The following is a 13,623-nucleotide window of genomic DNA, read 5'->3' as shown; positions in this document are numbered from 1 at the left end:
CTTTCAGATCGCGCCTTCGGCCTTGAGGCCGGCGATGGCCGCCTCGTCGAAGCCGAGCTCGGTGAGGATTTCGAGGTTGTGGTCGCCTGCGTCCGGCGTCGGCGTCGCGATGCTGGACGGTGTCCGCGACAGGCTGACCGGCTGGCCGACGACGCGAATGTCGCCGATCGCGGGGTGATTGATCGGCTGCGCGATGCCGAGGTGCTGCACCTGCGGATCGTCGAAGACGGCGTCGACCGCATAGATCGGCCCGGCCGGCACGGAGGCCTTCTCGCAGGCGTCGAGCCAGTAGGCGCTGTCCTGCTTGGACATGATCTCCTCGAGCAGCACGCGCAGTTCCGGACGCGCCGCGAAGCGCTTCTCCATGCTGTCATAGCGCGGATCGGTCGCGAGCTCGGGCCGGCCGATCGCGCCGCAGAAGGAGCGCCAGTGCCCCTCGGCGCCGACGCCGAGATTGATATGGCCGTCGCGCGTCGCATAGACGCCCATCGGCGTCGCATAGGGATGGTCGTTGCCGGCCTGCGGCGGCACCTTGCCCTCGACGAGATAGCGCGCGACCTGGAAGTCCATCATGCCGATCTGCGCTTCGAGCAGCGAGGTCTGCACCCACTGGCCTTTGCCCGAGACGGCGCGTTCCTGCAGCGCCACCAGCGCGCCGATGGCGCCATAGAGCCCGGCGGCGGAATCGGCAACAGCGATGCCGGCGCGCACCGGCCCCTGGCCGGGCAGGCCGGTGACCGACATCATCCCGCCCATGCCCTGGGCGATCTGGTCGAAGCCGGCGCGCAGGCGATAGGGTCCGCTCTGGCCGAAGCCCGAGATCGAGACCAGGATCAGGCGCGGATTGAGCGCATGCAGCGTCTCGAAATCGAGGCCGAGCCGCTCCTTCACATCCGGCCGGAAGTTCTCGACCAGGAGGTCGGCGTCGGCGACCAGCCTGCGCAGGACAGCTTTGCCGGATTCGGTCTTCAGATTGAGCGTCAGCGAGCGCTTGTTCCGGTGCAGGTTCTGCATGTCGTAGCCGTGCCGCGGTCCGCTCATGTTCTCGTTCGGATCGAGCCCCGGCGGGCTTTCGACCTTGATCACGTCGGCACCGAAATCGGCGAAGATGCGGGTGCAGGTCGGCCCGGCGCGCACGCGCGTCAGGTCGAGCACGCGCAGGCGTTCGAGGGCGGTGGACGGCGTCGGGCGGGGCATGATGATCCGGATGCGTGACAGAGGGCGCCGACTATCCCGTCATCACCGCGAGGCGTCAATCTTTGACGCCATCTTGCATGCAAGATCGGCGGGCACCCTATGCGCCAGCCGGACAACGGGAGCTGGCGAGTCGCTGAACACGGGCGTTGACGTCCGGCGGAAAGCCTTGCCAGCTTGTCAGGCAGCGTCGGCAACGGACGCGCGGACGCAGGAGGACAACGATGACGGTGGTCGCACTGTTCGGTGCCGGCGGCAAGATGGGCATGCGGCTCGGCCGCAATCTCGCCCGCTCGCGCTTCGAGACCCGCCATGTCGAAATCAGTCCGGCCGGGCAGGAGCGCATCCGCGAGGCCTTCGGCGCGGACTGCATCGAGCCGGATACGGCGATCGACGGCGCGGACGTCGTGATCCTCGCGGTGCCGGACACCGCCGTCGGTGCGGTTTCCCGTGATCTCGTGCCGAAGCTCGCGGCTGGGACCATTGTCGTCATCCTCGACGCCGCCGCGCCCCATGCCGGCCATCTGCCCGAGCGGGCCGACATCACCTATTTCGTCACCCATCCCTGCCATCCGCCGATCTTCAACGACGAGACCGAGCAGGCGGCGCGAGCCGACCATTTCGGCGGTATCGCGGCGAAGCAGCACATCGTCAACGCGCTGATGCAGGGGCCGGAGGCGCATTACGCTGTCGGCGAGGAGGTAGCGCGGGCGATCTGGGCGCCGGTGATGCGCTCGCATCGCGTCACCGTCGAGCAGATGGCGATCCTCGAGCCCGGCCTGTCCGAAACCGTCTGCGCCACGCTGCTCGACGCGATGCGCGAGGCGATGGAGGAGGCGATCGCCCGTGGCGTGCCGCGCGAGGCGGCGCGCGACTTCCTGCTCGGGCATATGAACATCTTGGCGGCGGTCACCTTCGGCGAGGTCCAGGGCGTGTTCTCGGACGCCTGCAACAAGGCGATCGTCTTCGGCAAGGAAACGATCCTGAAACCGGACTGGAAGCGCCTGTTCGAGCCGGACGAGATCGCCGACAGCGTGCGGCGCATCACGTGAGGACTGTCGCGCATTTCCATTCTGGTCGTCCCGGGCGACCATAGGGAGACCCGGGATCCATGCCTGAACCTTTCCGATCGAGGCTCAGGCATGGATCCCGGATCTCCGCTGCGCTCCGTCCGGGATGACTTGGATTGATGAAAGCGGTTAATCAGGAACGTCCGGATGCGAGCACCGGAGTCGGAAGGAGATTGTGATGACGCTTGCCGAGAAGCCCGGCACGACGATCGACGATGCAGCCCAGCTGCGCGCGCTCGTCGGCGAAGAATCGGAGGTCGTGCAGAAGAAGGTGCTCGACCGGCTCGACAAGTTCTGCCGTGACTTCATCGCGCTCTCGCCTTTTCTGGTGCTGGCCACCGCCGACCGGGAGGGCGGTGTGGATGCCAGCCCGCGCGGCGACGGGCCGGGCTTTGTCGAGGTCCTCGACGAGCGGACGCTGCTGATCCCGGATCGGCGCGGCAATAACCGGGTCGATTCCTTCCGCAATGTGCTGAGCTCGCCGGGCGTCGGCCTGGTCTTTTTCGTGCCGGGGATCACCGAGACCCTGCGCGTCAACGGCAGGGGACGAATGACCACGGATGCGGCGCTGCTGGAGCCCATGGCCATGCAGGAAAAAGCGCCGAAGCTCGGCCTAATCGTCGAGGTCGACGAGGCCTATTTCCATTGCGGCAAGGCGCTGCTCCGCTCGAAGCTCTGGGCTCAGGAATCGCAGGTCGCGCGTTCGAGCTTCCCGACGCTCGGCCGCATCGTCGCCGAGCAGACCAGGGCGGTCGATGCCGCCGAGGCCGATGCCAATCTCGAAGAGGCCTACCGCTCGCGGCTCTATTGAGCGCGCGCGGCCGCGGAGGGCCGGGCTTTGTCGAAGGCTGACCAGTCCTTGCCCCAAGTGCGCTTCAGCTTCCGGCTCGACTTCACGCCGGGCGGGCGTCTAGGCCCCGGCAAGGTGCAATTGCTGGAGGCGATCGGGCAGACCGGCTCGATCTCCGCCGCCGGCCGCTCGATGAAGATGTCCTACCGCCGGGCCTGGCTGCTGGTCGACGATCTCAATCGCATCTTCCGCGCGCCCTTGGTCGAGGCGCAGCCCGGTGGTGCCAGGGGCGGCGGTGCTCACCTGACCGCGCTCGGCCGCGAGATCGTCGCGAATTATCGCGCGATCGAGGCGAAGACGCTGGAAGCGGGAGCGGCGGAGATCGCGGCGCTGTGCGCGGCGGTCTCGCCGACTGCACCGGTGCGTGACCCCGGCAAGAAGGTCTGAAAATTCACGGCGTGTCGATCGAGACGCTCTTGATCACAGCATAGACCTTGCTGCCGGGCTTGAGCCGCAACTGCTCGGCCGATTTCACGGTGAGGCGGGCGAGCAGGCCGGCGCCGCTGCAGTCGAGCCTGACCTCCAGCGCGCCACCATCGCCGTGAGGAGCCCCGATCGCCGAGATCTGTCCCGGTAGGACGTTGAGGGCGCTGATCCCGCCGAGCGGCTTCAGGCTGAGCATTACGTCGCTGGCGAGGATGCGCACGCGCAGGGCGGTCCCCTCCGACACCTTGCGCCGGGCAATCTGCAACGGCCCGGCCGCAGTCTCCAGGATCGTCAGGCCGTGTTCCGGCTCATGCCGCAGCACGCGCGCTTCGAGGATCGCGCCGGCTTCCGCGGCGGCGGAGAGGATCGGCACGTCGGGCCGGGACATCAACTCGGCGGTCGGCCCGCTCATCGAGACCTTGCCCTGGTCGAGGATGACGAGATGGGTGGCGAGCCGCGCCACCTCGGCGATCGAATGCGAGACATAGACGATCGGGATGCCGAAGCCGTCGCGCAGGCGCTCGATGTAAGGAAGGATCTCGGCCTTGCGCTGCTCGTCCAGCGAAGCGAGCGGCTCGTCCATCAGCAGCAGCCGCGGCTTGGCCAGCAAGGCGCGGCCGATCGCGACGCGCTGCTTCTCGCCGCCGGAGAGCGCGCCTGGCTGCCGCTGCAGCAGATGGCCGATGCCGAGCAGGTCGAGCACGTCGTCCAGCCTGCTGCCGCCATCCTCGGCCTTCGGCGCAAACCAGCGGCCATAGAGCAGGTTCTGCTTGACGGAGAGATGCGGGAAGAGCCGCGCCTCCTGGAAGACATAGCCGATGCGGCGCCTGTGCTTGGGCACGAAGACGCCGGCGGCGCTGTCGACCATCACCCGACCGTCGATGACGACGCGTCCTGCCTGCGGCCGGATCAGGCCGGAGATCACATTGACCAGCGAGGTCTTGCCCGAGCCGGAGCGGCCGAACAGCGCCGTCAGGCGCCCGTCGGAGGCAAAACCTGCATCGAGCGAAAAGGCGCCCAGCCGATGCGCCACGGAAACCTCGATGACCGCGCTCATTCGACGGCGATCCGCCGGCCGACCATCCGCGCCAGGAATTCCGAGGCGAACAGCGCGGCAACCGAGATCGCGATCGAGATCAGGGTCAGTCGCATCGCGCCGGCATCGCCATTGGGCACCTGGGTGAAGGTGTAGATTGCCGAGGGCAGGGTCTGCGTCTCGCCGGGGATATTGGAGACGAAGGTGATGGTCGCGCCGAACTCGCCCATCGCCTTGGCGAAGCACAGGATCATGCCGGCGAGGATGCCGGGCAGAGCGAGCGGCAGCGTCACCGTCAGGAACACCCAGAACGGCCCGGCGCCGAGCGTGCCCGCGGCATCTTCGAGCTTGCGGTCGATCGCCTCGATCGAGAGCCGGATCGCCCGGACCATCAGCGGAAAGCCCATCACCGCGCAGGCGAGGGCCGCCCCGGTCCAGCGGAAGGAGAGGACGATGCCGAACCAGTCATGCAGGAACTGGCCGATCGGCCCGCGCCGGCCGAAGCCGATCAAGAGGAGATAGCCGGTGACCACCGGCGGCAGGATCAGCGGCAGATGGATGACGGCGTCGAGCAGCGACTTGCCCCAGAAACGTCCACGCGCCAGCAGCCAGGCGACGGCGAGCCCCAGGGGCAGGCTCGCCAGCATGGCTGTGGTGGCGACGATCAGGCTGAGGCGGACAGCCGTCCACTCCTCCGGGGACAGCCAGTCGCTCACGAGCAATCCCTTTCGGATTGCTCTGCGAACCTGAACGAAGGCGCGGGAAACCCCTCCCCCTTGCGGGGAGGGGTAGGGGTGGGGGGCGCAAAGTTGGAATGACTTCGCCGGATATCGGGCCGAGCGGCCTCTACAATCAACCGCTCACCCGGTCGTTCGCCCCCCATCCCCAACCCTTCCCCACAAGGGGGAAGGGAGGAGCGCAGGCGATCGGCCTTTCGCAGAGAAAGCTTCACGATGAGGAAGCGGGCTTGTTCAGCACCGTGAAGCCCTGCTTCTCGAAGCTGGCCTTGGCGCCGTTGCCGCGCAGCCAGGTCAGAAAGGCCTGTGCGTCGGGATTGGCCGATGCCTTGGTGATGGCGACCGGGTAGATAATTGGCGGGTGCGTATCCTCCGGGAAGGTCGCGATTACCTTGACCTTCGGATCGGCGGCCGCGTCGGTGGTGTAGACGATGCCGAGCGGCGCCTCCCCGCGCGAGACCAGGAGCAGCGCGGCGCGGACATTGTCGCTCTGCGCGATCTTGTCCTTGATCTTGTCCCAGCCGCCGAGCTTCTCCAGCGCCGCCTTGCCGTATTTGCCGGCCGGCACCGAATCGACATTGCCCATGGCGAGCCGGCCCTGGCCGAGCGCGGCGGAGAGGTCGACGCCCGGCGCGAGCGTCGCCATGGCCTTGGCGTCGGCGGGGGCGATCAGCGCGATCCGGTTGGCGAGCAGGCTGACCCGGCTCTCCCTAACGATCAGGTTCTTCTGCTGGGCGTAGTCCATCCAGTCGAGATCGGCCGAAAGGAAGAGGTCGGCCGGCGCGCCCTGTTCGAGCTGCTTCGCCAGCGCGTTGCTCGCCGCATAGGAGATCTTCGGCGCCGGCTTGCCGCTTTCCTTGACCCAGTTGGCCGCGGCCTCGTCGAGCGCGTTCTTCAGGCTCGCGGCAGCGAAGATCACCAGTTCCTTGCTCTGGGCGAAGGCAGGGCCGGTGAAGGAAGCGGCGCCGATCAGCAGCGCAGCGGTAAAACCCAGGACGGTTCGGCGGGTGGATGGCATGAGGCGGTCCTCGCTGCGGTCGCTGTCGCTATGTGCAGCCGAATATAACGGCGAGTGACCAAAGGTCGAGTCCGCTCGGTGCGGGCTCGCGAGCTTGTCAGATCAAGAAGGCCAGCATGAAGATTTCCGCCAGCAACCAGCTCAAGGGAGCCATCGTGGAAATCGTGAAGGGCGCGACCACCGCTCATGTTAAGCTCGACGTCGGCGGCGCCATCGTCACCTCGGCGATCACCAATGCCGCCGACGTCGAGCTTAAGCTCCCGGTCGGGCAGCAGGCCTACGCCGTGGTCAAGGCCTCCGACATGATGATCGCGATCGACTGATCGTTGCGCGGCTGATCCTGGCCGCGCTAGCCTTCTCAGCAAAGAAAAAGGCCCACGCCGGAGCGCAGGCCCAAGTCTAGGGAGGAAACGCCCAAGGAGGGCGCCGCAACATCTCTGCTGCGGTGCACCGGAAATAGGGTGCTCCGGCTCAGCCCGCAAGAGGGAAGGGACAGCAAGGCTGACCTTAATTTGTGCAAAATGCGATTTTTCGCACCAATCGCGCGAAAATGGGGGGCGCAAGCAGATGCCTGAGACGAAACGACGCGGGGCGAACGTTTGCCGAAATGGATTTTCGGCACTGCTCATGGTGGCGATCTTGGGCTTGGGCGGGACGGCCGGCGCCCAGCTTCCTCCGTCTCCAGCCGAGGTGTCGGCCTATGAGGGGCTGCATCTGGCAGCCTATCGCGGGGATCTTTCGGCGCTGCGGCAAGCGATAGCGGCCGGCCGCAACCTCGAAACCCGCGACGGCGAGGGCCGCACCGCATTGCTGACTGCTGCCCATGCCCGCCAGCGCGAGGCGATGCGCGAGCTCGCCACGGCGGGCGCTGATCCGCGTGCGCTCGACGGCCGCGCCTATGACGCGATCACCATCGCGGCCGTCGCCGATGATCTCGAGACCATGCGCACCGCGCTCGCCATCGGCGGCGATCCGCGCGCCATCACCAGCCCCTATCTCGGCACGGCGTTGATTGCGGCCGCCCATCTCGGCCATGATGGCGTGGTCCGCGACCTGATCGCCGCTGGCGCGCCGCTCGACCATGTCAACAATCTCGGCTGGACCGCCTTGATCGAGGCCGTGATCCTCGGCAATGGCGGCCCGCGCCATGTCGAGACGGTGAAGGCGCTGGTCGCCGCCGGCGCGCGCCGCGACCTCGCCGATCGCGAGGGCACCACGCCGCTCGAGCATGCCCGTCGCCGTGGCTATGCGGCGATGATCACGCTGCTGCAGTAATCAGCTCTGGAAGTCGGGCGCCGGCAGGCTCGCCACCAGCGCCGAGAGCCCGTCGCTGTAGCGCTGGCGCAGATCGGCCCAATAGGGGTGGTTGCTGTCGTATTTGGCGAGATGCCGGGTCGAGAAGCTGTCGGCTTCGTAGCGCAAGAGGTCGATCGGTGGCGCGACCGAGAGATTCGAGCGCACCGTCGCATCGAAGGAGAGCAGCGCCAGCTTGGCTGCCTCGTCGAGGCCGCTCGCTTCCTGCAGGGCCCGGTCGAGGATCGGCTTGCCGTATTTGGTCTCGCCGAGCTGAAGGAACTGGGTCCGCCCGGAGGCCTCGACGAAGTTGCCGGCCGAATAGACCTGGAAGAGCCGATGCGGCTCGCCGGCGATCTGGCCGGCGATGATAAAGGAGCCATTGGGGTCGCCATAGGGCTCGACGAAGCTGCGGTTGAGCCGCAGCACCTCGCGCAGCACGCCGCCGACGATCTGCGCCACGTCGAACATGGTGCGCGCCGCCAGGATGTCGCGGTTCTCGCCGCCGGCGGCGCTGTCCTGCTTATGCTTGGTGTACTGGCGGATCATGGTGATCACGGCCTGAGTCGTCGCGAGGTTCCCGGCGGAGAGGATCGCGATCACCCGCTCGCCCGGTACCTCGAACAGAGCAAGCTTCTTGACCACGGCGATCTGGTCGACACCGGCGCTGGAGCGGGAATCTGAGGCGAGGATCAGCCCCGACGGCAGCAGGATCCCGAGGCAATAGGTCATGAGCGGCTCCCCAGAACGGATGCAGCATGCGCAGGGTTGCCGCCTCTGCCAAGGGAGGCTCATGCAATTTTGGCGCTGATCTCTCCATCATTGCGAACTCCCGGGGTCTTGCCTTCGGCAAGCCCGAGGACAGCTCCGCGAAGCAATCCAGCAGGGCTCGCTCGACATGCTTCCTCGCTGCGCTCCTCGCCATGACGAGATCGTGCGCTTCAGTCCTTCTGTTTCGCCGGCCCGGTCGCGACCGGGCGCTCGCTCGCGCCCCATTCGGCCCAGGAGCCGTCATAGACTGCGCGCGCCGGCTTGCCGAGCAGCTCCAGAGCCGTCGACAGGATCACCGCCGAGACACCCGAGCCGCAGCTGGTCAGCAGCGGCTTGTCGATGTCGACGCCGGCCTCGCGGAAGGCAGCGGCGAGGGCTTCCGGTTCCTTGAGCTTGCCATCGGCCACCAGCGTCGAGGAGGGCAGGTTGAGCGCGCCGGGCATATGGCCGGAGCGCAGGCCCGGGCGCGGCTCCGGCGCTTCGCCGTGGAAGCGATCGGCCGGGCGGGCATCGACCACCTGGATCGCGCCGCTCTCAAGCGCCCGCGCCACGTCGTCGATGTCGGCGACGGCGGAATGGTCGAGCCTGGCGGTGAACGTGCGCGGCGCACGGATACGTGGCGCGCCTTCCCTCACGGGCCGGCCTTCGGCCAGCCATTGCGGCAGACCGCCTTCGAGGATGACCACGTCCTTGGCGCCGAAAGTCTGGAAGGTCCAGCGCACGCGCGGCGCCGAGAACAGGCCAAGCCCGTCATAGACGACGATGCGCATGCCGTCGCCGATGCCCATGGCACCGACCGCGGCGGCAAACGCGTCCGGCCGCGGCAGCATGTGCGGCAGGCTGGAATTCTCGTCCTTGATCGCGTCGATGTCGAAACGCACCGCGCCGGGAATGCGCTGCTGCAAATATTCGGCATCGGCATCGCGGTTCTGGGCAGGGAGGTAGAAGGAGCCATCGACGATGACGATATCCGGCGCGTCGAGCCGCTCTGCCAGCCATTGCGTGGAAACGAAGATGTCGTTGCGGGCCATGCGCGGTTCCTTGAAAGAGTCTGTTCTCAGGATGTTATGATGGAAACTTCACGCGAGTGCGATGCGCACGCGCCGATTCTGCTTGCCCTTCTTCTCGACATCGGTGACTGCGACCGCACCGATCTCCGAGGTGTTGCGCACATGCGTGCCGCCGCAGGGCTGCAGGTCGATGCCCTCGATCGAGACCAGCCGGACCCGGCCTGAGCCGCGTGGCGGCTTGACCGACATCGTCTTGACCAGGCCGGGATTGGCATCGAGCTCTTCGTCGGTGATCCAGCGCTCGCTGATCGCTGCGTTCTTCGCCACCAGGGCGTTGAGCTTCTCGGTCAGATCGGCCTTGTCGAGCCCGCCTTCGGGGATGTCGAAGTCGAGCCTTCCGTCGCCGTCGCCGATCGCGCCGCCGGTGACCGGATAGGGCAGGACGACGCTGAGCAGGTGCAAGGCTGTATGGATGCGCATGCGCTTCAGCCGGCGTTCCCAGTCGAGCTTCGCCGTCAAGATATCGCCGATGGCGGGCGCCGCCTGGCCTTCGAGCGGGACATGCAGGACGCGGCTCTTGTCCTCGGGATTGTAGATCGCGGTGCCGATCGCGATTTCGGAGCCGTCGCCGCGGACGAGCACGCCGGCATCGCCCGGCTGGCCGCCGCCGGTGGCGTAGAATACGGTCCGATCGAGCTCGATGCCGCCGCGCTCATTGATCGCGACGACGGTCGCTTGCGTTTCGGTCAGGTAGGCATCGTCTCGGAACAGCAATTCGGTCGGCATCGCGATCTCCATGGGTCGCTCGGTTTATCGCAGGCGAGGCCGGGCTGGAAAAGCCGGTGGAGGCCAAGTGGCCACGTCATCGGCAGGGCTTCCGCTGCGGGCCTGTCATCACTAGGGTCCGGCACAAGACTGCCGCGGCATGGAGGCCCGATCGAGACATGACCCCGCCGCGCATCGAACCGCAGGATGGCGTCGCCTGGGTGACCGGGGCGAGCTCCGGCATCGGCGCGGCTGTGGCGTTGGAACTGGCGCGGCGCGGCTGGACGGTCGCCGCGACGGCGCGCCGGCTCGACAAGCTCGAGGCGCTGGCGCTCAGCGCCGGGGGGCTGCCGGGGCGGATCGTCGCCCATGTCGGCGACGTCGCCGATCCCGCCGCCATGGCCGCAGTGGTCGAGGGCATCGAGAGCGTGCACGGGCCGATCGCGCTCGCCTTCCTCAATGCCGGCATCGCCCCGCGCAACGGACCGGGCCTGATCGACGTCGCCGCCTTTGAGCAGGTCTTCGCGGTCAATCTCATCGGTGTCGTGCGAGGCGCCGCCGCCGTCGCCGAGCGCATGGCCTCGCGCGGCAAGGGCCAGATCGCGGTCAACGCCTCGCTGGCGGGCTATCGCGGCCTGCCGGGCGCGGCCGCCTACGGAGCCTCCAAGGCGGCTGCGATCCATCTCTGCGAGGCGCTGCGGTTCGATTGCGAACGGCACGGCATCCGGCTGCAATTGGTCAATCCGGGTTTCGTCGAAACTCCGATGACCAAGCGCAACAGCTTTCCGATGCCGTTCATGGTGTCGCTGGAGGCGGCGGCCGCGCGCATCGTCGAGGGCTTTGCCCGAGGCGGCTTCGAGATCGTCTTCCCCCGTCGTCTCGCCTGGCTGATGAAGGGGATGCGGTTGCTGCCTTACCCGGCCTATTTCTGGGCGATCCGAAAACTGGCCGGCGAGCATCGCGGCGGCAGGCGCGACGGGGCGGTGTAGCGGAGAAGATTCTGTGCCCAACTGCTTGGGCGGTGGCGTTCAGAATCAGGGCGAGCCTGAGCCGAACCGCGTTTCGAGCCAGCTCACGCCAAAGGCGGTGATCGCCGCCGCACCGACCAGCACGGAAGAAGCGCTACCGATCAAACCCTGTCGGCCTTGGCCGCTGGCGAGAAATTGGGTCACGATCTCCGCGAAATAGTCCTCGGCCAGCCCGTCGACGATCGGATCGCCGGTATCGAATTCCTCGATCATGCGCCATTGCCTGCCGGCCGGCGTCGCCAGCGGCACCTCGACCCGCTTGATGCGCTTGCCGGGGATGTCGGCCAGATGCTCGGCATGGTGCAGCAGCGTCAGCGTGTCGAGCGGAGCGCCGAGCATCAGCACCTTGCCGCCGGCGGCGACGAGCTTGGCGAGCGGCGAGCCCTCGCCATAGCCGTAGTCGAGCGGATGATCGGCGGTGAACCATTCCGCCTTCGCTCCGAGCGCGACGATGGAGGCGCCAGGATTGCTACTGCGCAATGCCCCGGGCGTCGTCCGCAGGAACTCCGGCAGCACGCCGTTGTCGCGGATCGCGCGTGAGCGCTGCGGATCGAAGGGTGGGATGTGGTCGCGCCATTCCGGCGGCACGCGGCCGTCCTCGTCGCACAGATCTTCATAGCGCGCTTCCCAATCGGCATAGGCGAGGACGGTGCCCTCCTGGCCAACGACATCGCAGAGCGCGGCGATGATGGTGTCAGGGCCGTCGAGCAGGCGGCCGACCTTGCTCACGGCCGCGTGGACCATCACGGCATCGCCAGGAGCAAGGCCGAGCTTGGTGAGATCAACGGCCAGCGAAGCGCGCGTAACGAAGGAGGCGGGAGGCGGCGTCATGGTGGTGGGCTATTCCGAACGAAGGGCCGCAAAGGCGTCGAGGGCGCGTTGGCGGCCGAAGTCCAGCGCGATGATCGGCTTTGGATAGTCCTGGCCGAGAACGATCCCCGCCTTGTTCAGTTCGCCCGCCGGCGCTTCCCAGGGGCGGTGGATGAACTTGTCGTCGAGTTCCGCCAGCTCCGGAATGAAGCGCCGGACATAGGCGCCCTTCGGATCGAATTTCTCGCCCTGTGTCACCGGATTGAAGACACGGAAATAGGGGGCGGCATCGGCGCCGGAGCCGGCGACCCATTGCCAGCTCGCCGGATTGTTGGCGGGATCGGCATCGACCAGCGTATCCCAGAACCAGGCTTCGCCGGCGCGCCAATCGGTCAGCAGATGCTTGATCAGGAAGGACGCGGTGATCATCCGGACGCGATTATGCATCCATCCGGTCTGCCAGAGCTCGCGCAAGCCGGCATCGACGATCGGATAGCCGGTCAGGCCCTTCTGCCAGGCTCTCAGCCCGGCTTCGTCCGTCTCCCAGGACATCGCGTCGAAGCGGCGGTCATAGTTGACGCTGGCGAGGCCCGGATTGTGGAAGAGCAGATGGTAGGAGAACTCGCGCCAGCCGATCTCGCTGAAGAATTTTTCGATGTCGCCAGCCGAACCCGGCGTATCGCCTGACTCCCGTGCCGCCCTGGTCGCATGCCAGATCTGGCGCGGGCTGATCTCGCCGAAGCGCAGATGTGGCGACAGCCGGGAAGTCGAGAGTTTGTCCGGCCGATCTCGCCCTTCGCGATATCCGGCGATCGCCTCGCCCAGGAAAGTGTCGAGACGCTGCCGGGCTCCATCTTCTCCGGGCGTCCAGGCTTCACGCAGCCCACCGGCCCAGTCGGGCGCCGTCGGTTCGAGGGCAAGATCCGAGACCGCGAGAGCCTGCTGGCGTAGCGCGGCCGGCAGTCCGGCCTTGCTGAGCTGGCGTGGTGTCGGAAGCGGCGCCGATGGTTCGCCGCGTTCGCGCACGGCGCGCCAATAGGGTGTGAACACCTTGAACGGCCCATCCGCCTTGGTCGTGACCTGCCAAGGCTCGTTGAGCAGATTGGCGTTGAAGCTCTCGACCTCGATGCTGCTCTCGATGAGCGTGGCCTTCAGCGATTTATCGAGCTCGATCGCAGCTTCGTCGTACCGCCGATTCCAGGCGACGTAGCCGGCACCCGTCTCGCGAGCGACGCGCGGCAACAGCTCCGCCGGATCGCCGCGCAGGATGAGCAGCTCGCCACCCTTCGCCGCGATGGCCTCCGACAGCGCAGTCAGCGAGCGCGACAGCCACCAGCGCGCTGCCCCGCCGAGCGGCCGGCGATCGGGCGATGTGTCGACCATGTAGAGGCAGATCAGCGGACCGCGCTCGATCGCCGCTCTCAGGGCTGGATTGTCGGACAGGCGCAGATCGTCGCGGAACCAGAGCAGGGCAGGGCGTGCTGTCACTCGATCGGGCCTTCTCGCTGCGGTGCTCTGATACGCCGAAGGAGGCGGTTTGGTTGCGTGGCGCAAAGGGATAGGGCCGCCGCGGGCCGCGCCGGTTCGTGATAGATTGGATCGGTCGCGCGCAAAA

General features: G+C 67.3%; 15 protein-coding genes. 6 read left to right on the top strand and 9 right to left on the bottom strand.

The genetic code is table 11. The features are described 5' to 3' along the window. Positions 1-3: 3 nt before the first annotated feature. Complete coding sequence (locus BMZ69_RS12515) at positions 4-1,197, bottom strand: CaiB/BaiF CoA transferase family protein (RefSeq protein ID WP_092156970.1); 1,194 nt, start codon at positions 1,195-1,197, stop codon at positions 4-6. 221 nt (positions 1,198-1,418) lie between these two features. Here BMZ69_RS12515 and BMZ69_RS12510 point away from each other — a divergent pair, with 221 nt between their 5' ends. The 3 genes from BMZ69_RS12510 (at position 1,419) to BMZ69_RS12500 (ending at position 3,501) form a co-directional block, all read left to right on the top strand. Next, entirely contained in the window at positions 1,419-2,246 is an 828-nt protein-coding gene (locus tag BMZ69_RS12510) for a phosphogluconate dehydrogenase C-terminal domain-containing protein (protein WP_092156969.1), read from the top strand. A gap of 196 nt (positions 2,247-2,442) precedes the next feature. Next, positions 2,443-3,075: a pyridoxamine 5'-phosphate oxidase family protein gene (locus BMZ69_RS12505; RefSeq protein ID WP_092156968.1), complete on the top strand. Its 633-nt coding sequence runs from the start codon at positions 2,443-2,445 to the stop codon at positions 3,073-3,075. Positions 3,076-3,102: 27 nt separating this feature from the next. After that, positions 3,103-3,501, top strand: coding sequence for a winged helix-turn-helix domain-containing protein (locus BMZ69_RS12500; protein ID WP_175506779.1), 399 nt, complete (start codon positions 3,103-3,105; stop codon positions 3,499-3,501). Between the two features lie 4 nt (positions 3,502-3,505). Here the strand turns inward: BMZ69_RS12500 and modC are convergent, their stop codons facing one another. The 3 genes from modC to modA form a co-directional block, all read right to left on the bottom strand. Beyond that, on the bottom strand, positions 3,506-4,597 hold the full coding sequence (modC, locus tag BMZ69_RS12495; RefSeq protein ID WP_092156966.1) for a molybdenum ABC transporter ATP-binding protein: 1,092 nt from the start codon (positions 4,595-4,597) through the stop codon (positions 3,506-3,508). Next, positions 4,594-5,298, bottom strand: a complete 705-nt coding sequence (gene modB / locus BMZ69_RS12490) for a molybdate ABC transporter permease subunit (RefSeq protein ID WP_092156965.1) — start codon at positions 5,296-5,298, stop codon at positions 4,594-4,596. Before modB ends, modC begins: the two co-directional genes overlap by 4 nt. Positions 5,299-5,524: 226 nt before the next feature. Next, on the bottom strand, positions 5,525-6,331 hold the full coding sequence (gene modA, locus BMZ69_RS12485) for a molybdate ABC transporter substrate-binding protein (protein WP_092156964.1): 807 nt from the start codon (positions 6,329-6,331) through the stop codon (positions 5,525-5,527). Between the two features lie 116 nt (positions 6,332-6,447). Between modA and BMZ69_RS12480 the strand changes: the two genes are divergently transcribed. Beyond that, positions 6,448-6,654 (top strand): TOBE domain-containing protein, encoded by a 207-nt coding sequence (locus tag BMZ69_RS12480; protein ID WP_092156963.1) that lies wholly within the window; start codon positions 6,448-6,450, stop codon positions 6,652-6,654. Positions 6,655-6,958: 304 nt separating this feature from the next. Continuing rightward, a complete protein-coding gene (locus BMZ69_RS12475; RefSeq protein WP_244543340.1) occupies positions 6,959-7,606 on the top strand; it encodes an ankyrin repeat domain-containing protein in 648 nt (215 codons plus the stop codon). On the opposite strand, the gene BMZ69_RS12470 is transcribed toward BMZ69_RS12475, so the two are convergent. From BMZ69_RS12470 to BMZ69_RS12460, 3 genes are all read right to left on the bottom strand, one after another. Beyond that, positions 7,607-8,356, bottom strand: a complete 750-nt coding sequence (locus BMZ69_RS12470) for a proteasome-type protease (RefSeq protein ID WP_092156961.1) — start codon at positions 8,354-8,356, stop codon at positions 7,607-7,609. 209 nt (positions 8,357-8,565) lie between these two features. Beyond that, positions 8,566-9,426, bottom strand: a complete 861-nt coding sequence (gene sseA / locus BMZ69_RS12465) for a 3-mercaptopyruvate sulfurtransferase (protein WP_092156960.1) — start codon at positions 9,424-9,426, stop codon at positions 8,566-8,568. Between the two features lie 48 nt (positions 9,427-9,474). Beyond that, entirely contained in the window at positions 9,475-10,191 is a 717-nt protein-coding gene (locus tag BMZ69_RS12460) for an alanyl-tRNA editing protein (protein WP_092157133.1), read from the bottom strand. A 158-nt stretch (positions 10,192-10,349) separates the two neighbouring features. Here BMZ69_RS12460 and BMZ69_RS12455 point away from each other — a divergent pair, with 158 nt between their 5' ends. Then, positions 10,350-11,159, top strand: coding sequence for an SDR family NAD(P)-dependent oxidoreductase (locus BMZ69_RS12455; RefSeq protein WP_092156959.1), 810 nt, complete (start codon positions 10,350-10,352; stop codon positions 11,157-11,159). 45 nt (positions 11,160-11,204) lie between these two features. Here the strand turns inward: BMZ69_RS12455 and aac(3) are convergent, their stop codons facing one another. Both aac(3) and BMZ69_RS12445 read right to left on the bottom strand, forming a co-directional pair. Further along, a complete protein-coding gene (aac(3), locus tag BMZ69_RS12450) occupies positions 11,205-12,029 on the bottom strand; it encodes an aminoglycoside 3-N-acetyltransferase (RefSeq protein ID WP_092156958.1) in 825 nt (274 codons plus the stop codon). Positions 12,030-12,038: 9 nt separating this feature from the next. Further along, positions 12,039-13,496 carry a cryptochrome/photolyase family protein gene (locus BMZ69_RS12445; RefSeq protein ID WP_092156957.1) on the bottom strand — a complete coding sequence of 486 codons (1,458 nt, stop codon included), beginning with the start codon at positions 13,494-13,496 and terminating at the stop codon, positions 12,039-12,041. Positions 13,497-13,623 lie beyond the last annotated feature (127 nt).

Origin of the sequence: Allobosea sp. CRIB-10 (assembly GCF_900112185.1) — a bacterium.
Lineage (GTDB): Bacteria > Pseudomonadota > Alphaproteobacteria > Rhizobiales > Beijerinckiaceae > Allobosea.
This window is presented reverse-complemented; position numbering and strand designations above follow the sequence as displayed.